The 20,645-nt window shown below is 33.0% G+C and carries 24 protein-coding genes; 14 read left to right on the forward strand and 10 right to left on the reverse strand.

Features of this window, described 5'->3' with window-relative positions; genetic code table 11:
- The first annotated feature begins 50 nt into the window (after positions 1-50).
- From E5167_RS08870 to E5167_RS08930, 13 genes are all read left to right on the forward strand, one after another.
- Positions 51-1,187, forward strand: coding sequence for an alpha/beta hydrolase-fold protein (locus E5167_RS08870; protein WP_136843182.1), 1,137 nt, complete (start codon positions 51-53; stop codon positions 1,185-1,187).
- A 4-nt stretch (positions 1,188-1,191) separates the two neighbouring features.
- Complete coding sequence (locus E5167_RS08875; RefSeq protein WP_136843184.1) at positions 1,192-1,635, forward strand: GNAT family N-acetyltransferase; 444 nt, start codon at positions 1,192-1,194, stop codon at positions 1,633-1,635.
- Between the two features lie 9 nt (positions 1,636-1,644).
- Entirely contained in the window at positions 1,645-2,115 is a 471-nt protein-coding gene (locus E5167_RS08880; RefSeq protein WP_136843186.1) for a DinB family protein, read from the forward strand.
- A gap of 93 nt (positions 2,116-2,208) precedes the next feature.
- Positions 2,209-2,664 (forward strand): GNAT family N-acetyltransferase, encoded by a 456-nt coding sequence (locus E5167_RS08885; protein ID WP_136843189.1) that lies wholly within the window; start codon positions 2,209-2,211, stop codon positions 2,662-2,664.
- Positions 2,665-2,918: 254 nt separating this feature from the next.
- Positions 2,919-3,506: a Crp/Fnr family transcriptional regulator gene (locus E5167_RS08890; protein ID WP_239021967.1), complete on the forward strand. Its 588-nt coding sequence runs from the start codon at positions 2,919-2,921 to the stop codon at positions 3,504-3,506.
- Positions 3,507-3,559: 53 nt separating this feature from the next.
- Positions 3,560-4,204, forward strand: coding sequence for a hypothetical protein (locus E5167_RS08895; protein ID WP_136843193.1), 645 nt, complete (start codon positions 3,560-3,562; stop codon positions 4,202-4,204).
- 22 nt (positions 4,205-4,226) lie between these two features.
- Entirely contained in the window at positions 4,227-4,682 is a 456-nt protein-coding gene (locus E5167_RS08900) for a DoxX family protein (RefSeq protein ID WP_136843195.1), read from the forward strand.
- Positions 4,683-4,684: 2 nt separating this feature from the next.
- Positions 4,685-5,218 carry an NADPH-dependent FMN reductase gene (locus tag E5167_RS08905; RefSeq protein ID WP_136843197.1) on the forward strand — a complete coding sequence of 178 codons (534 nt, stop codon included), beginning with the start codon at positions 4,685-4,687 and terminating at the stop codon, positions 5,216-5,218.
- A 244-nt stretch (positions 5,219-5,462) separates the two neighbouring features.
- Complete coding sequence (locus E5167_RS08910; RefSeq protein WP_136843199.1) at positions 5,463-6,662, forward strand: alpha/beta hydrolase-fold protein; 1,200 nt, start codon at positions 5,463-5,465, stop codon at positions 6,660-6,662.
- A 23-nt stretch (positions 6,663-6,685) separates the two neighbouring features.
- Positions 6,686-7,150 carry a nuclear transport factor 2 family protein gene (locus E5167_RS08915; protein WP_136843201.1) on the forward strand — a complete coding sequence of 155 codons (465 nt, stop codon included), beginning with the start codon at positions 6,686-6,688 and terminating at the stop codon, positions 7,148-7,150.
- Between the two features lie 16 nt (positions 7,151-7,166).
- The gene (locus tag E5167_RS08920; protein ID WP_136843203.1) at positions 7,167-7,622 is read left to right on the forward strand and encodes a GNAT family N-acetyltransferase; all 456 of its coding nucleotides are present in this window, start codon (positions 7,167-7,169) and stop codon (positions 7,620-7,622) included.
- 6 nt (positions 7,623-7,628) lie between these two features.
- Positions 7,629-8,813: a DUF3471 domain-containing protein gene (locus E5167_RS08925; RefSeq protein WP_136843205.1), complete on the forward strand. Its 1,185-nt coding sequence runs from the start codon at positions 7,629-7,631 to the stop codon at positions 8,811-8,813.
- On the forward strand, positions 8,810-9,469 hold the full coding sequence (locus E5167_RS08930; protein WP_136843207.1) for an SDR family NAD(P)-dependent oxidoreductase: 660 nt from the start codon (positions 8,810-8,812) through the stop codon (positions 9,467-9,469). The genes E5167_RS08925 and E5167_RS08930 overlap by 4 nt, the downstream gene beginning before the upstream one ends.
- Positions 9,470-9,476: 7 nt before the next feature.
- Here the strand turns inward: E5167_RS08930 and E5167_RS08935 are convergent, their stop codons facing one another.
- The 10 genes from E5167_RS08935 to mnmE all read right to left on the reverse strand — a co-directional run bounded on the left by E5167_RS08935 (position 9,477) and on the right by mnmE (position 19,358).
- Positions 9,477-10,052, reverse strand: coding sequence for a Crp/Fnr family transcriptional regulator (locus E5167_RS08935; protein ID WP_136843209.1), 576 nt, complete (start codon positions 10,050-10,052; stop codon positions 9,477-9,479).
- 87 nt (positions 10,053-10,139) lie between these two features.
- Positions 10,140-10,769, reverse strand: coding sequence for an NAD(P)H-dependent oxidoreductase (locus tag E5167_RS08940; RefSeq protein WP_136843211.1), 630 nt, complete (start codon positions 10,767-10,769; stop codon positions 10,140-10,142).
- Positions 10,770-10,771: 2 nt separating this feature from the next.
- Positions 10,772-11,506: a GNAT family N-acetyltransferase gene (locus E5167_RS08945; protein WP_136843213.1), complete on the reverse strand. Its 735-nt coding sequence runs from the start codon at positions 11,504-11,506 to the stop codon at positions 10,772-10,774.
- Positions 11,507-11,513: 7 nt separating this feature from the next.
- Entirely contained in the window at positions 11,514-11,963 is a 450-nt protein-coding gene (locus E5167_RS08950) for a DMT family transporter (RefSeq protein WP_136843215.1), read from the reverse strand.
- Between the two features lie 10 nt (positions 11,964-11,973).
- On the reverse strand, positions 11,974-12,375 hold the full coding sequence (locus tag E5167_RS08955) for a DoxX family protein (RefSeq protein WP_136843217.1): 402 nt from the start codon (positions 12,373-12,375) through the stop codon (positions 11,974-11,976).
- Positions 12,376-12,385: 10 nt separating this feature from the next.
- Positions 12,386-13,006 (reverse strand): hypothetical protein, encoded by a 621-nt coding sequence (locus E5167_RS08960; protein ID WP_136843219.1) that lies wholly within the window; start codon positions 13,004-13,006, stop codon positions 12,386-12,388.
- Between the two features lie 76 nt (positions 13,007-13,082).
- Positions 13,083-13,652 carry a Crp/Fnr family transcriptional regulator gene (locus E5167_RS08965; RefSeq protein WP_239021968.1) on the reverse strand — a complete coding sequence of 190 codons (570 nt, stop codon included), beginning with the start codon at positions 13,650-13,652 and terminating at the stop codon, positions 13,083-13,085.
- Between the two features lie 33 nt (positions 13,653-13,685).
- On the reverse strand, positions 13,686-14,363 hold the full coding sequence (locus tag E5167_RS08970; protein WP_136843223.1) for a VOC family protein: 678 nt from the start codon (positions 14,361-14,363) through the stop codon (positions 13,686-13,688).
- 405 nt (positions 14,364-14,768) lie between these two features.
- Complete coding sequence (locus E5167_RS08975) at positions 14,769-17,795, reverse strand: WD40/YVTN/BNR-like repeat-containing protein (RefSeq protein ID WP_239021969.1); 3,027 nt, start codon at positions 17,793-17,795, stop codon at positions 14,769-14,771.
- Between the two features lie 171 nt (positions 17,796-17,966).
- Complete coding sequence (gene mnmE / locus E5167_RS08980) at positions 17,967-19,358, reverse strand: tRNA uridine-5-carboxymethylaminomethyl(34) synthesis GTPase MnmE (RefSeq protein ID WP_136843225.1); 1,392 nt, start codon at positions 19,356-19,358, stop codon at positions 17,967-17,969.
- Between the two features lie 132 nt (positions 19,359-19,490).
- On the opposite strand from mnmE, the gene E5167_RS08985 reads away from it, so the two are divergent.
- The gene (locus tag E5167_RS08985; protein WP_169301406.1) at positions 19,491-20,630 is read left to right on the forward strand and encodes a TlpA disulfide reductase family protein; all 1,140 of its coding nucleotides are present in this window, start codon (positions 19,491-19,493) and stop codon (positions 20,628-20,630) included.
- Positions 20,631-20,645 lie beyond the last annotated feature (15 nt).

Raw genomic sequence — 20,645 nt, forward strand, 5'->3', positions numbered from 1 at the left:
AGATAAAAAGAATTGGACTCTCCCTAATAAAAACATATAACAAATTCACAATGAAAAAAACTATCCTTATTAGCATAATCAGCTGCTTTTTTATGCTTTATACCAATGCTCAAAATAACGTAACAAATAATACTGTAGGCACCAACCACGTTATTAAATCGGAGGTACTAAACGAAGATAGAAAAATACAAATCTACCTTCCTCCAAATTATAAAGATTCAAAAGAAACGTACCCTGTACTCTATGTATTGGATGGTCAACGCTTTTTTTTGTACGCTGTAAGTTTAAGTCAGTCTTTTAAGCAGTTTCAATTAACACCCGAATTTATTATTGTTGGAATTAATACCGATTACCCTAAACGATTTCAGCAATTAGGAGACGGAAAGGAAAGCTTTATTGAGTTTATACGTACTGAGCTTAGACCCTATATTGACAATACCTTTAGAACCAATGATGAAACCTTATTTTTTGGGTGGGAATATGGTGCGAGCTTGGTGTTTAACACAATGCTATCTCACCCAACATTATTCGATGCCCATATTATGGCAAGTGCCTTCCCTATCATGGATGCCATAGACAAGTTATACGATGTTTCAACATTACCAACAAACCTCTACTTTTCTGTAAGCCCAGACGAGTATGATGTAAAACACAGTGCTGTTAAATTAGATTCTTTATTATCTCAAAAGAATATAAATAAATTGCAATGGCACCACTTAAAACTAGATATAGAGCAACACCGTTCAACAGGTTACCCAACCTTATATCATGGGCTTAGAAATTATTTTAAATACTATCAAGAACTACAACCCAATAATCTTAAAAAGTTTATCAACGCAGGAGGTTTAGACTATGCGTATCAATATACCAAAGAAAGAGCGAAGAGACATGGGTTTTCTCCAGAGCTCTCTTTGTGGTCTAAGTTTACCATTGTTAGAAGTGCCATGAGAGCAGACAATTTTTATCACTTTGAAACACTTTTAAATGCATTGAACAAACAAGAGTTAATCCAAGGCTTAATGAATGATAATAGAGACTATGCCATATCTAACTTTGCTGCATTTTATGAAAAAAACAACCGCTACAAAGAGGCGATTGAGCTATATGATCTTTTGTTAAAAAAACATCCAGATTCTGAAAGGCTTTTAAGCAGAAAAAGGGATGCAATGAATGCTTTAGAAAATTAAATAAATGAATCACAAAATAGATTATATAGATAAATTTGAATATAAAGACGTTGTAAATGTATGGGAAGCTTCTGTAAGAGCAACGCATCATTTTTTAAAAGAAGAAGATATTGCTTATTTTAAACCTTTAATTCTAAGTACCTATCTAGACGCTGTTGAATTAAGATGTTGTAGAGACAAAAATCTTAAAATACTAGGTTTTGTAGGTGTATCTGATGGAAATTTAGAAATGCTATTTATTCACCCAAAGCATAGAGGCAAAAGCATCGGTAAATCCTTATTGGATTATGCTGTCAACCATTTAAATATAACCAAAGTTGATGTGAATGAACAGAATGAACAAGCTGTTGGATTTTACAAACATTGTGGCTTTGAAATCATTGGGCGATCTAAATTAGATGCTACTGGGAAGCCTTATCCAATTTTACACATGAAATTAATAACATAAAGACTAACAATGAACTCAAAAGAAATCATACTATTAAACTTTTCTGAAATTAGAAGACGTAGCATAAAGTTATGGCGTGGGATCCCTAGTGAATATCTTAATTGGAAACCGGATGAAGATGCCTTTTCTATTATTGAAATGATTAGGCACGTTTTGGAAGGCGAACACCTTTTTCATAAAATAATCGAGAATAGAGGCAATCTAGGGGATTACCAATCACCTTGGAATGAATTACCATATTTAGATGTAGAAAGCGAACTAAAGTTTTCTGAAACATACCGAGCAGATTTTTTAGAGATGATAAGCCAACTAAAAGACACCGATTTAGAAACTATAAGGATAGAGCGAAAAGAAGTCAATCAAAGTAAAACACTGGGAGACTACCTAAACCGAATTGCCTATCACGAATCTGTCCATACAGGACAATTACTGGACTATTTAAGAACAATTGGTGTTGAACGTCCGCAAATATGGGACTAAGCTAAATAAACATATTTATTGGCTATATCTTAAAACAGCAGTAGTTTTGAACTATACAAAAAGACTTTGAAAACTTTAAAATAATAACAAGATATGGAAATTAGAGAATCTCATAAAAGTGAATACACCATTTCAACAGATAAAAATAAATTGGATATTTCTGGTATCCATGAATTTCTTTCAAATGAAACCGACTGGAGTAAAGGAATACCACTAGATACATTGAAAGTATCTATTGAAAACTCTCTTAATTTTGGACTTTACTACAAAGGTAAACAAATAGGATATGCTCGAATAATTTCAGACTATTCAACTATTGCATATCTAGGAGATGTTTTCGTTCTAAAAGAATACAGAGGGAATGGATTAAGTAAATGGCTGATAAATGAAATAATTGAACATCCTAATCTTCAAGGATTAAGACGTTGGATTTTATTAACAGATACTGCTGAATGGCTTTATAAAAAATTTGGATTTAATCAGTTGCTTAACCCTGAATCTTACATGGAGAAACATAATCCGAATGTTTATCTAAATAAAGGAGTATGAAAATATTCTATAAACTTGATATAACTTTCACAAATATGGGACTAAACTAAGCAAGTTATATTTGCTTGCTATATCTAAAACTTGGTCTGAAAAGAGATGCTTATAATTCAATACTACTGTCCACAGTTTTTGGCTCTATAGATCTAAACCTATATTAATTGGGTCTATTAATAGAAATGAGAAAATGAGTAAAGTTTTTTAATAACAAGTGGGAAATACTTAACTTTAAAGAAAGTATAAACATCACCTTGAAATTGGAGTACTCTCATAAACTCATTATCGATAATGTAAGTAGGTTTATTGATTTAACCGAGCTTGAAAAACAGAAGTATATTTCTTTGCTTACAGAAATAAAAGTAAAGAAGAAAGCATTTTTAATGCAGGCAGGAGACATTACGAGGTTTGAGTACTTCATTACCAAAGGATGCTTAAAAGTATATACTTTAGATGTAGATGGTGCACCACATATTTCTATGTTTGCGGTTGAAGATTATTGGACAGGTGACATGGCAAGTTTTATAACCAAACAACCATCACGTTATTTTATTAAAGCTATTGAAGACTCAGAGTTATTAGGTATCTCTAGGGCTAATTATGATTTACTGTTTCAAGAAATACCAAAATTTGAACGGTTTTATCGCATATTATATCAAAAATCGCTTATAAGCTACATTAGGCGTTCTAACTATGGTATATCCTTAACGGCAGAAGAAAGATATATCGAGTTCAAAAAGAAATATCCACATATTGTCAATAGAATTACCCAAAAAGACTTAGCAGGTTATATTGGCATTACGCCAGAGTTTATGAGCAAAATTATCTCTAAAGTCAATAGAATGTAAAAGTCTTAAACTAGTTCATTTTTTTTCATGTGTTCCTATCGGAATTTTGAAGCATGAAAAAAACAATACTCTTCACATCGTTTTTAACAATTGGGTTTGTCAACTATTTGCAAGCGCAATTTACACAAGTAGAACTGTTTTCTGGTTTTGATAAAACAGATTTCACATTATACTCTAGTTATACAATTAATAAGAGTAAAGCTCTTAGCATCAACACCCTTGCTTTCTTTCAAAAATTTAGGGATGAACAAAACCAAGTCTTTGACGAAGCAGGTGTACAACCAACTTTACTCTGGAACCTTAATAAGCATATTGCCATTGGGCCATCTTTATATTACAACAGTTTTTCTGGATATTCTGAGCGTTTGTCAGCAACGTTCACACTAAAAAGTCCACGGTTACTATTTGTCATTATTCCTACCGTAGCCCATTCTGAACAAAAAAATGCTAGTTATGCCGAAGTCGTTGCACAGTTTCAAATCAACACACCCATCAACAACAAGGTATCTCTTTGGATAAACGGACAGTTTTTAACGGTTTGGGACGAGTTTAAAACGCATTCAAGGAGTTTTCAGCAATTGCGTACAGGAGTATCATTCAATGGTCATCAATTGGGCATTGGTTTAGATTTTGACCAGTATGGCCCTAACCCTATAGAACAAACATCTTTCGGTGTGTATTACCGAAACACCTTATAAACAATTTTAAATCTTAAATAGTATGAAAAATTTAGTAAAAACACTTTTAGCGACACATCCAAATATTGGATTTAGCATTGCACGATTAACACTTGGTTTAGTAATATTTCCGCATGGTGCACAAAAATTACTAGGACTATTTGGAGGCTATGGTTATACGGCAACCATGGAATCATTTACAACGCAAATGAGCTTACCTAGTATTATAGCATTTTCAATAATAATGATTGAGTTTTTTGGCTCTATTTCATTAATTCTAGGATTCTTTAGTAGGTTTTGGGCATTGTCACTTACAGGAATGTTTATGGGCATTATTTATACCACGCAGTTAGAACATGGTTTTTTTATGAATTGGTTTGGTAATCAGGCTGGTGAAGGCTACGAATATTCGCTTCTAATTATCGGTCTTGCCATAACCATATTAGTAAATGGTAGTGGAAAATGGTCAATAGATAATTTAATCTCTAAAAAGCAATAATCATGAGAAAAATAATCACAATAGCAGGGAGCAATAGTCAAAAATCTATCAACAAAAGTTTAATAAGCTATACCACTAATTTATTAGAAAAAGCAGACATTATTTCAATTGATTTAAATGATTATGTATTGCCAATTTATGGAGCCGATTTTGAAGTAGAAAATGGTATTCCAACTGCAATAAAAAGACTAAACGAGTTATTTGATACTGCCGATGGATTTATAGTATCTTTGGCAGAACATAATGGGTCTTATGCAGCGGTATTTAAAAATACTATAGACTGGTTATCTCGTGTAAATATGAAAATATGGAGAGAGAAACCTATGCTTTTAATGGCGGCCTCACCAGGAGAAAGAGGTGGTACAACTGTATTACAATCTGCAAGTGCCTACTTTCCATTTATGGGAGCTAATATTACAGATAGGTTTTCATTGCCTTCTTTTTATGATAATTTCAATAACGGTGAGATTAATGATGAACGTTTAAAAAAGGACATTCATACCAAGGTCAATAAATTTCAAATAACAATTAAATAAAAACCATCATATCACATTTTATAATAGACTGTTTAAAGTAAATTATAACAGTACTAAAAGCAATATTCAATTTTTCAAAAGATTAGTTCTTAACTAAAGTCAATGAAATTCATTTTATAAGCCTATAAATTTGCTTGTAAAATGTTAAAAAATCAAAATGAATGAAAGCCATGAATTTGATAACAGTTATAAAAACTTTATGTCATAAAAACTAATACTTGGAATTATTAAAGAAAAGAAAAATATGAAATACTTTATGTTATTGGCTCTTGTTATATCAAATCAGTTTTATGCACAAAACAAGATAGAACATTTTGATGTTGACTCGAAGTATCTACAAGAAACCCGAACAGTTTCTATTGCATTACCTAAAAATTATGAGCAATCTGCAAAAAGATATCCTTTAATCTTAACATTAGATCAAGGTTTGTTGTTCCATACTACAACGGCAATCGCAAATCATTTAAGTAGCTCATCACGTATGCCTGAATCTATTGTGGTTACTCTAAGTGCAGGAAGCAAGCACCGTAACTATTACGCTCCTAATCTATATAATAACCATCGAGACCGTCTATATAATTATGGAGACCATCAAGAAGAGCTTTTAAATTTTATTGAGTATGAATTGTTGCCCTTAATAGAGGAACAATTTAGGGTTGCTAAGTTTAGGATGCTAGTTGGGTTTTCACCATCATCGGTATTCTCGCTTTATACAGCATTGGTCAAACCCAATTTATTCCAAGCCTATATTTGTTTAGCCGCTGGAAATATAATTGGAGATGGTTATGCTAAAGATGAACGACTTATAGAAGCTTTGGAAAAGTTGTACAATGTTCAACAGCCAACACAACAATACCTTTACATTGTATCTGGAAGCAAAGATGCAGAAGGTCAGCCTTACATACATACAAACATTAAAGATTTCAATGCTAAATTATCAAAACATCATTCATCTGGTATGTATGCAAAAGCTGAGCTTATTGAAGGAGAGGGACATACCGATGTGGTTCTTCCTGGATTGATTTCCGCTTTCAATTTTATCTTTCCAAAAGAAAAATGGATAGTGGATTATTTGAATTTGATTGAAGAAAATGGCACAGCAAAAGAAAACATAGTAAAGTTTTACAATAATTTGTCAAAGGTATATGGTTTTCAGGTTTATCCAAATGCAGACCGATTATATAGTATGAGCTGTTTAAAAAACATAGGCAGACGATTATTAGGGACTAATAAGACCTCAGAAGCCATTGAACTTTATGAGTATTGGACAACATTATATCCACAATCTCATTTGGCATATTACTATTTAGGAATGTCCTATGAAAAACATAATGATTTGGATAATGCCATTAAGGCATATAACAAATCATATGCATTGGCTATGTCTCAAAACAGTAGTGAGGCTGAACAATACAAAAATGCTTTGAAAAACCTTAAACAGTAACAAAAAATAATTAACGAAAAAACATGAAACTAAAATCTATCGTCCTAATAGCGCTATTATTTAGTAGCCTTAATATAATTCAAGCACAGGAAAACAATTTAAATACTCATAAAGATTCGCTAAACCATGCACTAAACCAATATTATAAACTTAACCTAAAAGTATTTCAACAAAACTCAACCATAGAAGACATTGACAATATCTTTGCCCTATTTACAGACGATTTCACTTATGTGCACCCAAAATATGGTGGTGTTTATACAAGAGAAGATCTTTACAATGGCTACAAGCGCAATCAAAGTAATGGTGGTTACGACGGAAGTGTTATTGATATAAAAATCGAGAATAGTATTTATGGCTTAAATGCCATTACAGTAAGCAAACGCTTTATTAAAAAGGAAGACGGTAAAACGGTTAAAGGTGATGCGCAAATGGCTCTTTTTGAATTTAAGAATGGAAAGATTTTTATGATTAAAGAATATTGGTAGAATACGTACCTGTAAAATGATAACCATAAGAAAAGCAAGCCAGAAAGATGCAAAAGCGTTGTTCGGTTTAATTAAGGAACTTGCTAAATATGAAGGTCAACTACAATACCTTAAAACAGATTTAAATCAAATAACTGATTCAGGTTTTTCAAATGTTAAGCCTCCAAAATTCGAAGCTATCGTAGCAGAACACAAAAGTGTTTTAATAGGTTATGTTACTTATACATGGAACTATTCTATTTGGAATGGAAGTAAATATATGGCTATTGATGACGTGTTTGTATGCAAACAATTTAGAGGAAACAATATAGGACTAAAATTGCTGCAGTATGCAAAAGACATTTGTACTTCAAACAATATTGAACTCATAAAATGGGAAGTTGAAAGTAATAACGAAAAAGCGATTCGTTTTTATAAAAAATTAGGAGCTGAAATACATAATAAATCAATGGTAAAATGGCATATAACATAAAAAATAATGAAACTCATACCTAATATAAATTTAACTATTATAAAGACATACTCTGTGTTTCTTTTAACTATACCACTTTTTGCACAAGCTAAATATGATGTCAAAAAAGTAAATGAGAACGTCTATATTTTAACGGAACTATGGGAAGGTAATGCCAATGGAAATCTAGGTGTGGTTATAGGTAATGACCAAATGTTACTTATTAATTCTATGATGATGAATAGTGCATCATCTCTAGAACAGGAAATCCAGAAAATTACAGACTTGCCAATAACATACGTTATTAATAGTGATTCAGATCCATATAACCATCATGCCAATACCTATTTTGCAGATAAAGGTGCCACTATAGTATCGCATTACAATATGAAGTATTCAACAGCATATCACGACATCCTTTTTAAAGATTCTATATCTATTCCTATAGGAGATGAGGTGGTTACTGCATACCATACACCATCACATACCCTTGATCACATTGATGTTCATTTAGAAAAAAGCAATGTGTTGTTTATGAGCGATGGTTTTAAAACCAATTGGCTAACCTATACAGGTCCAAACGGATTAGAAGGTGTTGTGATAGGAATAGATAAGGCGATTTCATTGAGCGATGAACATACCATTATTGTCTCAGGAAACACATCAAAAAACCCTCGTTTCTATTTTGGTAATAAAGATCAACTTATCACAAATAAAAAGGTTTATATCGAATTTGCTAAACGTGTTGCCCAATTATATAAAAAAGGATTACCTGCAAACGAGATGTCGTTGGATACTAAACTGAATGATATCGTTATGGGTTTAGAGGCTTATCCTAATTTTAAGCCTTATTTAAAATACCAAATAGAAGAATTACTGGAAGTAGATTTTAGCAAAAGTTATAAATTAACACATGCCGAATTGATGGCTTATGTTGGGGTTTACAAATTAACAGATACGACTATAATTGAAATTGTTCTTGAAGATGGGAAACTATTTGCAAGACAGGAAGGCGCATTTTATTTTGAACTGAAACCCATCAATAAGAATACATTCGATTTTAAAGGACCAACTTCCAATGATTATTTAAAATTTAAGGTATCTTCAAGTGGAGAGATATTAGGCGTATCACCTATTTTAGAAAAGAATGGTTGGTGGTATAATGTGATAACTCAAGGAAATTATAAAAAAATTAATACAAAAAGCTTATGAAACATGGAATAGTCACAGGAAGCAGTAGAGGTATTGGTTTGGCAACGGTTGAGTTGTTGACAAAGCAGCCAAGTTTTAAGGTAATTGGCTCCTCCACCTCAGGAAATAATCCATTAGATAATTCTAATTTTAAATGCTTAAAACTCGATTTATCTAGTAGTAATTCTATTGACAATTTCGTTGAAAATTTAGGTGATGTAAAGCTTGATTTTTTAATAAACAATGCAGGGGTATTACTAGAAAAATGGGATGCTTCAGAAATCAATATGGAACAATTGAAAAAGACATTCAATATCAATGTTTTTGGCACTATTGAACTCACCGAAAAACTCCTTCCAAGATTAAATCCTTATGCACATATTATTAATATAACATCTGATTGGGGCTCCTTTAGTGAACAAAACTTTGATGCCTTTCAACCACATTACAAAATGTCTAAAGCGGCCTTAAACATGTACACAAAATTATTAGCAAAACGATTAGAGGAAAAGCATATTACCGTATCGTCTCTAGATCCTGGTTGGACACAGACCGATATGGGAGGAAAAATTGCACCTCGATTACCTAAAGATGTAGCTGCAGATATTTTAAATTTATTAGATACTGATGTTAAAAGTGGGAAGTTCTGGCATCAAGGAAAGATTAGAGATTGGTAAGAAACTACTACTTGTCTGCAATACGTTTTCTTATTCTACTTAAAGATTCAGGTTTAACACCCAAATAACTTGCCAAATGATACTGTGGAACTCTTTGTAGTAAATCAGGTCTGGTTTCTAAAAGGTTTTTATAACGTTCTTCAGGGCTAGACGTTATAAATTTTGCTAAGGCTTCTTGCTGTTCTCCAAAATCATTTTCCATAGACATCCTGCACAAAGCTTCATATTTTGGAACGCGTTTAAATAACTCCTGTTCTTTGTCATAGTTTAAAACCGCAAGCCTGCAATCTTCCACACATTCAAAATAGTGGTTGGCTGGTGTCCTGTTTTTGTAGCTTTGTAATGAAGCTACAGATTCGTCTTCAACATAAAACTCTGTGGTACGTTCTTCACCATCAATAATATAATACTTTCTAATACACCCTTTAATAACAAAATAAGAATCTCTTGAAACTTGTCCTTCTCTTAAAAGGATGTCGCCCTTTTTAAATGTCTTAATAGGAATACATTCAGCAAAAGCAAACGTTTCTTCACTAGTAAGTTCAAGGTATCTGGATATTAATGTTACAATCTCGTTTTCCATTAAGGAGGATAATACGTTAAAACGAGACTAAATTAAAAAAGGTTTGGAGACTTACCCAAACCTTTAAAATAAAAAATGCAAATAAATTTAAATTGTATCAAAAAGTAACTCCATAGGCTTACGTACTTTTTGTTGTTCAATAGTGTGGTCTTCATCATGTCTATAACCTATTGGTGCGATTACAGCTGCATTAAGTCCTTGTTTATCAAGACCTAGAATTTTATTATAGGCTTCAGGTTCAAAACCTTCCATAGGGCACGCATCTATTTTTAATTCGGCGCATGCATTTAGTAAATTACCTAATGCTAAATAGGTTTGCGATTTTAGCCAACTTGTTTTTTCTTCAGATGTTTTTTCGTTTAGTTTTTCTTTTATAAAATTGCCATACCCATTGAGTCTTTCTAAGTCAAGATTTCGAGTTTCTGCTGTTTGTTCGATAAAAGCGTCAATAGCTTCAGGAGTAGCCTCTGTATAATTACAGAAAACAAATAAATGAGAAGCATCCGTAATTTGACTTTGATTCCAAGACACAGGTTTTAATTGCTCTCTAATCTCTGAATTTTCAATAATTAAAACTTTGTACAATTGTAATCCATAAGACGAAACCGATAATTGTACTACTTCTTTTAACTTTTGAAGATCATTAGCTGATACTTTTTTTGAAGCATCAAATTTTTTTGTGGCATAACGCCATTTTAAATTTTCTATAAGTTCCATTTTTATTGTGTTTTGAGTTTAAAGTTTCTCATTATAAATTCCGTGGTAAAGCCCATTTTTTCGTACATGGATTTAGCCATTTTGGATGCTTGTAAAGTAGCTAGATTACATCCTTGTTGTAGTCCTTTATTAAGAAGATGATGCATTATTTGTGTTGCATATCCATTACCTCGCATATTGGGTAATATACCAAGACTATGAATGCCAATGGTTGAAGCTGTTTGATGACTAATAACAGTTCCTATAATGTTTTCTTGATCATATATTAGATAGTAGTTTATATGATGATAAGTTTTATTAATGGTTTCTTCAGAAACTTTATAACCAAAGGCTTTGTGAAATGTTTGACTCCATTTTTGAGAATCTTCAATGTTAGTAACCAATTTAAACTTTAATTGTTTTGAGATCTTTACTTTTTCAGAAAGCTTTAATGACATTCCAAATTGTATAGAGGCTTCGTCAAAATCATGATAATCGAAAACTATTTTGTTTTCCTCTTTATCATCTATATCAAAATAAGAAAAGGTAAGACCATCTAATTCTGATTTTAGAAGCAATTTAATTTCATTTAAAATAGTAATATCATGTTCTTTTTTTAACCATATTTTATTAGGCCATTGTGAGTTCGGCACGAAACAGTAACCAATATTTTTATCTTCGTTATAAGTGTTAAAAGGCTTAGTTGCACTTTTCCATAATGAAGTTAGGTTTATAATATTTGATTCTATTGTTGTCATTTTTTTATTATTTAATATTAATCAATATAATACCTGCCACCATTGCAATAGCTCCAACAAGTTTTTTGGTAGTAATTGGCTCTACAGGTAGATTAAGCCAACCATATTTTCCTGCAATTAATGAAAACACAAGTTGTCCACAAAGTCCGAGAGCAATCATTTTAGAGATTCCAATTTTTGGTATATTATAGAAGTATATGGCAATGCCTACAACACTAAACAAACCGCCAATAAACCATAAGTACCATGGTACTTGGGTTGTTGTAATGTTTTGAATGCTCTCTTTGCTTATTAATAACAATAGTAAGCACCCAAACACTACGCTACTAATTGAACTAGCAATCACAGCAAGAATAGGCTGTTTTAGAGTACTCCCTAACTGAGAATTAAATCCAGCTTGAACTGCTAAAAAAACGCCTCCTGCTAATCCTAATACTGATAGAAAAAATAGTCTCATAGCTATGGTATTAATCCCATTTGTTTTTGGTTGACAGCGCATACTTGCCAGCACCTGTAAAGAATAATGCAATGCCAAACATCATGTAGATGAATATTAAACCAATTGCCCATCCACCAGATTCATTAAGTTTAAAAAGGTTTGGTAGTTGTACCATTAAAATAGCTACAAAACAGTTAATAGCAAATACAAGTCCTACTAGTTTAGTTCTATATCCAATTATAATGAGGATAGGTGCCAAAATTTCACCAATAAAAACTCCATAAGCTATAAAGGATGGTAGTCCATATTGGTTAAGTAAACCAGTAATAAAGTCAATTCCAAAAATTAGTTTGGTAATCCCATAAACTAACATGGTTAATGCAATGCTTACTCTTAAAATAAAAAGTCCAATGTGTTGTTTTGTGTTCATAATATATTGTTTAAAAGTTGAATTTTATAAATACTCCAAAGTTTTCGAGTGTTTTTTCTGCTTTGGCAAACTGGTCTAGATTTATTGCTACTCCAGTAATAAGCTGTTCTTTTTTCACACCAATGCGTAGCTGTTGAATACCTCTATCGAGTTCTTTTAAATTTGTACTTACTACAGCAAATAAGCTTATATAGCCTTGGATTTTTTTTCTTAAGATTGGTGTATAGTTCAGTATTAAAGTCTGCTCTAGTGTAAACCCGTTTTGATAGGTACTACCAATAGCATAACTTAGTTTAAAGTTTTGTTTAGCATACTGATATTGAGATGTTAAGGTTGCAAATGCTCCAGGATTTTTTACACCTAATGCTACATTGGCCTTAAAATGCTTGTTGAGATTATAAGACAACATATTTCTGATGAAGAAAATATTGTTTTTGTCGTTACTGTATTCGCTATCAAACAGTGATACATTATTAAAAGACCACTTGTTATTAATTTTATATCCAATAACATGTTGATAGCCTGTAGAACGATTTCCCAGCACCATTTCTGGAGAGAAACTAACACTTTGAGCAGTTAATGTTAATTGCCCAAATGTGATATAAAATAAAAAGTATATAAATCGTAACATAACCCATTTGTTATTGTATGGGTCAAAACTACATAGAGGTTAAAAGAAAAAACTTAAGGTATCTTAAGAAGCGAATTTAGGAGTGCTTTTTTCGTAAATAACTCAAAAATTCTGGAGTCACACCAAGGTAAGATGCAATGATGTATTGCGGCACTCGTTGTTCGATATCTCGATATGCTTTTCTGAAGTTTTCATAACGTTCATAAGCATCATCACTCATACTGTCAATGACGCGTTCTTGAACAGCCACATAAGCGTTTTGTATTTTTATACGAAAGAAATGAGACATTTCAGGAACCTCAATGTATAGCTTCTCCAATTCAATTCTTGGTATTTGGATAAGCAAGGTTTTTTCTAGTGCTTGTACATACATTCTGGATTTCTTCCTACTTAAATAACTATATAAATCATTTATCCACCATTGTTCAATACCTAATTGTAAGGTGTGTTCTTGAGCATTTTTATCTAGATAATAACTACGCATACAGCCTTGAACAATAAAATTCATGGTATTAGCAGCTTCTCCAGGTTTTATTAAAAATTCTTTTTTATTTAATTCCTTAAATACTAAAATTGAAGATAATTTTTTAAGACCAACCTCATCAAGTGTCACATCTTTATTAATGTGATTAATAAATAATTGCATATGTTGTTGACTATTATCCACAGGTTCCTAAAACTATTTCTTTTTGATTATTATATCTTCATTTAAAAATTCAAAATCATATAAAACTCTATTACATTCAATAACCGCTTTAAAAGGAGATGGCTCTACACGTAAATTTGTTGGAAACCATTTGCCTCGCGTTTTGTAATTAGGCAATAAAAACAAACCCTCTTGTGTCCCATTGGTTCCAAAGTTTAATGTATCTCCTTTCCAAAAATACGATCCTAATTCTTTATCTAAAAAGGTACTAGTATCTTTAATTGATGTTGTTGGTAACCCAATTTCATTAACACAAATAACATCATCAATACTAAACGGTTTGTTTGTTTGGTTATTTAAATCGTGCCTCACAATAAATTCCGCAATATTTCCACTAGCATCAAAAAAGTAAAAAGACTCTGCATTCCAAGTTTCGAAACGCTGTGTTTTTCTACCACTTTCAATGTCTAAAACAGTGGTTCTGTGTTCCATCCATATTAATGCTTCTTCAAGTTTATTTGTAGGTATTAAAAAGCAATAATGGTATTTATAAACTTCGTGTGATTTTAAGAACGTTAGTTTACTCCAGCCAATATTTAAGCTAAAGCTATTGGCAGACTGTTTAGTTATATTGAAACCAAGTAAGTTAGAATAGAATTCTTTTTCTAATTCTAAGCTATTAGTAAATAACGTTAATTCTCTTATTTTCATTATTGCTGTTATCAATATCAAAAATAAGTATTTTTCGCTTTTCAATAAAGTTTATGAGACTAACGCTAACAGTAAAGTAAAAAAATAAACTCTTATTAGAATGGAACAGAAAGCCCTATTACTAATCTTCCTCCATCAGCTGAACCAAAGTAGGCAATATTTCCTGCCAAGTAACCCATAACATTTATGTAAACTCCTCCACCATAAGAGTCGTGCCAACGAGTAGATTGATCCTTTGGATACCCTACCCTACTATAATCGTAGCTGTTTTATTAAAAAGATTACGTCGTCGTTACACTCCTGTAATGACGTGAAATTGTGCGTTAGTAACTATATAATAATAATAATAATAATAATACTAACGTAATTGCGAAAGAAATGAAGCTATCTGTTTATTTTTAGCTTTTATTTAGCTATCTTTTTCCACCGATTTAATAACTCCTTTACACGAGCATCTAATACATTTACTGCTTCAGTTGTTTTTACAGTTGGCATTGTATCAGCACTTTGAAGTACCTCTATGAGATACAACAGTTTGGATTGAAGTCCAACCAAAGTTTCATCTTCTAAATCACTCGCTTGAATACTTCCGTAAAAAAAGCTGATGCTTCTTGGCTTACCATTACCTCTAAAATTATTTAAAGCTACTTGCGAGTTCTTGTTTAGACTTTGTGTAGCAATTTTGTTATCAATACTTTCTCTTATTGTTTGCAATTTGTTATAATTATCATAGCAAAGCAAAGAAAGTTGGGTTTGTAAATCTACTGCTTCTGAGCCTATTTGTGAACGAGGATCGAGTTTTACCGTAATGCTACGTTCTGTAGTTGCACCATTTACAATTAATTGCACTTTATAAGTTCCAGGTGCTACAAAAGGCCCAACAGGTCCACTTGGTGTATTGTATTGTACTGCAGCAATACCATAGCTTCTCTGAGCTCCTCTAGGAGATTGGTAGCGTAGGTTCCATACAAAGCGTTGGTGACCTTCTTGTGTTGATAGTTTTTGTTCTGGACGCGCCCAATACGTTGGGTGGCGCATGGTAGTGGAATCTATTTCTTCGGCTACATCATCGCTAGAAAACGTTGAAACCAATTGATTTTTTTGATCGAGAATATTTAACTGAACTTTATTAACAGCCTTTCCCAAATAATAATCAATTAATGCACCATCAGGCGGATTTTGTGCAGTAGGTTCTTCTGGTGGTAATGGTGTATCTGTAAACACATTATGGCGTACACGTATGGCATCACTTGGTTGAAATAAATAATTATTTTGTGATTGCAGTTTTGTCAATTCACGTAGTGGGCTAAAATCATCCAAAATCCAAATAGAACGTCCATGTGTACCAATAACCAAATCATTTTGATGAATCACCAAATCGCGAATCGAAGACGCTGGCATATTTAGTCGTAAGGATTCCCAAGAAGCGCCATCATTATTTGAAAAATAGACTTCACGCTCGGTTCCCGCAAACAGCAAGCCTTCCTGTTTATAATCTTCACGAACAGTATTTACAGGTCCCGAAGGATTCATACCAGACACAATTTTTGTCCACGTTTCACCAAAATCATGGGTTTTATAGACATGAGGTTTCATATCATCTTTCCTGATAGCATTTACCGCGATATAAGCAGTACCCTTATTAAAATGACCAGCATCAATTTGTGAAATTTTATCCCAAGATGTCAAAGTTGGAGGCGTCACATTTTTCCAAGTGGTACCACCATTGGTGGTGATATGTACTAAACCATCGTCGGTACCAGCCCAAATAATATTTTTATCGATTGTAGATGGTGCTAAAGCATAAACAATAGCACGTTGTGGCATCTTTTTATGGGCATCAGTTGTATAGTTACCTACACTTTTGGGTACTTCAGGATTCTTCTTCGTTAAATCGGGACTAATTTGCTGCCAGTTTTGACCTCCATCCAAGGTTTTCCAAACGACATTTGTACCAAAGAGCAACATATTATCATCCAACGGATGAAACATAAGCGGCATCGTTCTAAGAAATCTCACTTTACCAGAACGTAGAACTTCTGGTCCCACAAATTGATTTTGCCCTGTTCTTTTATCAAAACGTGTTACGCGACCTCCATAAATTATATTAGGATCTTTGGGATCAGGTGCTACATAGGCATATTCGTCTGCGCCAACACCTATAAATTCCCTAAAGGAAATTTGACCTCCATTACTCCTACTTGCTACAGCAATGGCTCCACTTTCTTGTTGACCTCCATAGACCCAATATGGATATTGATTATCGGTAGCAACATGATACAGCTGAGATGTAGGTTGGTTATACCAAGAGCTCCATGTTTTTCCTCCATTTACAGTAATTACAGCACCTTGATCTGCGGAAAACAACCTAATGTCGGGTTGTAATGGATTAATCCATAATCGCTGGTAATCATCACCTCCAGGCGCTCCTTTTATAGACGTCCAAGTTTTCCCACCATCATCAGATCGATACGAAGCTACATTAGCAATAAACACAACGTTTTCATTATTAGGATGTACTTGTATGTCTCGTCCCAAAAGGCGTCTGTTAGTATGTATCAAATTCCAGCTTTCGCCTGCATCGTCACTTTTATAAATTCCTGAATTATTTCTAGCACTAACCATGGCATACATTCGTTGAGAATTGCTTAATGCAGTTGTTACCCATACCCTACCCAAGCCATCACTTGCTCCTGGTAAACCTTTGGTTATTTTTTTCCAGGTTTCCCCACCATCAGTTGATTTGTATAACCCACTATTGGTTCCTGAGAATTTGGCATTTTCCCAAGGACCTTCTTGGTGTTCCCACAGAGTGGCAAATACAATTTGCGAATTGTTTGGGTCAAGTGCGACTTGAATAGCTCCTGTTTGTGCATTTATATATAACGCTTTTTTCCATGTTTCCCCTCCATCTATCGATTTAAAAACACCACGCTCTGTATTGGCTCCATAAGGATGCCCCATTCCAGCTACAAAAACAATATCTGGATTGGTTGGATGTATAATAACCCGACCAACTTGTTGGACGTCTCCCAATCCAATATGTTGCCAGTTTTTCCCACCATCGATAGATTTAAACATGCCATCACCAACAGATAAATCAGGTCTATGCATTCCTTCGCCAGTTCCTACATAGATAATATTTGGATTGCTAGGTGATACTGCCAAGTCGCCAATAGAACCTGTTGGAGCTTCATCAAAAATAGGATTCCATGTTCGACCATAATCGTCTGTTTTCCATACACCTCCATTGTTTACTCCAATATAAAACACATTGGGTTGTGTAGGAACACCCACAGCACCTACTGTCCTTCCTGCACGGAATGGACCAATCATCCTATAATTTAGTTCTTGGTATTGAGATGGATTGGTTTGAGAAAAAGTTAGGGAAATAGCAAAAATTGTAAAGAAGTAACAAACAAAGCTGCGCATAATTAAAAGTATTCTGGTTGGTTCTTTAAAAATACAATTTTTTTTGTTTGGTACTGCTCTGCATTAATGCCTTTTATAGCAAAATCAAAGAGAAGGTATTATAAAAAACAAATAACTTGATTTATTTTATAATGGATTTCCGGTTTATTATATTGATGTAGTTTGTGCTAGTTACTTTCCGATACAAAAATTAGCAAAAATATTCCCTAGCAAATCATCACTGGTGATCTCGCCTGTTATTTCACCAAAATGATATAAAGCTTGACGAATATCGATGGCGAGTAAGTCTCCTGATAAATTAGCATCCATCCCTTGTTGCACTTTTTGTATTTCTTCCAGTGCTTTTAAAAGCGCATCATAATGACGAGAGTTAGTAACAATAGTTTCATTATTTCGCAAGGCTCCTGTATTTATTAAACTAAGCAATTTATCAGTTAATTGCTCTACTCCAAACCCTGTTTTAGCTGATAGTAAAATAGCCTGAGGAATATTGTTGGTGAGTTCTGCCAATTGGATATCATCCAATTTATCAATTTTATTGGCAATGATGATTAATGGTTTTTGTGGGTGCTTGTTTTTGATTTTTTCTATTTCAACAAGTACAATTCCTAAATTAGACACACTGGTTTCAGCATCAAACAAATAAATCACTACTTGCGATTGTTCTATTTTCTCAAAGGTTTTTTTAATACCAATACTTTCAACCACATCTTGCGTGTCTCTAATACCAGCAGTATCAATAAACCGAAATCCAATACCTCCAATAGTTAATTCGTCTTCTATGGCATCTCTGGTGGTGCCTGCAATATCACTTACAATCGCTTTTTCTTCGTTAAGCAATGCATTAAGCAAGGTTGATTTACCTACATTTGGCTCACCAACAATAGCTACTGGTATGCCATTTTTAATCACATTACCTACAGCAAACGAATCTATTAAATGCTTCAATACTTTTGTAATACGCTCTATAAGATCTTTAAACTGGTCGCGATTAGCAAACTCTACATCTTCTTCGGCAAAATCAAGTTCTAGTTCAATTAAAGAGGCAAAATTCATTAGTTCATCGCGTAGCGCCTTAATTTCATTGCTAAATCCTCCACGCATTTGCTGTATAGCCACTTGATGTGATGCTTCATTATCACTTGCAATTAAATCTGCTACAGCTTCTGCTTGACTTAAATCCAGTTTACCATTTAAAAATGCTCTCAAGGTAAATTCTCCAGGATTTGCAATTCGACAACCATGCCTTAAAAACAACTGAATAATTTCTTGTTGAATATAAGGGCTGCCATGACAAGATATCTCCACCACATTTTCACCTGTATAAGAATTTGGATCTTTAAAAACTGATACCAGCACCTCATCTAGTTCTTTCCCATCTTTTAAAATATGTCCTAAATGAATGGTATGCGTTCTTTGGTTGCTAAGCGACTTTTGGCTTTTTACAGATTTAAAATGCGCATCACACATGGTAATGGCATTGTCACCAGAAATTCTAATTACAGCAATAGCTCCAGCACCTGAAGGGGTTGCCAACGCAATTATGGTATCGTTATTAGTCACGAATTTAAATTTTAGACAAAAATAGGAAATTGACGACGGACTTTATACATATTGTCTAATTATAGCGCATCTCATCTACATAAATATCCAAGAACATAAAAAGAATGTATATTTGATAAAAATTTAATGAAAATGAAAAAGACAATCCTACTTTTAGTCTTAGTAATATTAAATTACAGTTGTAAAACTAACGAACAAGAGCCTCTTCCTCAAAATACATACGAAATAGCAGGAACAGCTAAAGGCGTTGTTAATGGCTTAAGAGCATATATCCATTCGGTTGAAAATAATAGACAAGTTACTATTGACACTGCCATTATAATGAATGAAGCATTTGTTTTTAAAGGTAAAACGGCAAACCCTTCTATAAAGACTATTACTATTAACAGCATTAAAGGTAGTTTACCTTTTGTTTTAGAATCAGGTAGGATTAACATAAACGTCAAAAGAGATAGTTTATATTATTCTCCAGTAACAGGTTCAAAAAATAACGAAGATTATAATGGGTATAAAGCTGAATATAGAAAACGAAGCAGTGCTATTAATGGTCTAAATGAGGAGTATAAAAACGCAACTACTCAAGAAGAAAGAAACGAAATTATTGCTAGAGCCAGAAAAATAACCACTGAACTTGATGCGTTTGGTATGGATTTTATTTCAAATAACCCAGACTCAGGTTTTTCATTATTATTACTTGAAACTCAAATTACAAATCCAGATATCAATCTTGAAAAGTTAAAAAGTAACTTTAATGCTTTGCAACCTGTAATTAATAAAAATGCAGCCTATAAATCGATTGGTGCTAAAATACAAAGCGAAATTGCTATTATTGAAGCGAGTGCTAATTTAAACGTTGGAAAAATTGCACCTAACTTTACAGCACCTTCTATTGATGGTGAAATGATTTCTTTAAACGACATTAAAGGAAAGGCAACCATCGTAGAATTTTGGGCATCATGGTGTGGCCCTTGTCGAAGAGAAAACCCAAACATTGTTAGAGTTTATGAAAAATATAAAGACAAAGGCTTAGAAATTATTGGAGTGTCTTTAGATAGACCCGGACATAAAGAACGTTGGAAAAAAGCTATTGAAGATGATAACCTAAATTGGCATCATGTAGGCAGCTTACAATATTTTAATGACCCAGTTGCTAGACTATATGATGTACATTCTATTCCTGCATCATTTATACTTGATGAAGATGGTAAAATTGTTGCAAAAAAACTCCGAGGTAAAGCCCTTGAAGAACAAATTTCAAAAATGTTAGATTAAATATATCGGCATTGC

The organism is Pontimicrobium aquaticum (assembly GCF_005047595.1).
GTDB classification, from domain to species: Bacteria; Bacteroidota; Bacteroidia; order Flavobacteriales; family Flavobacteriaceae; genus Pontimicrobium; species Pontimicrobium aquaticum.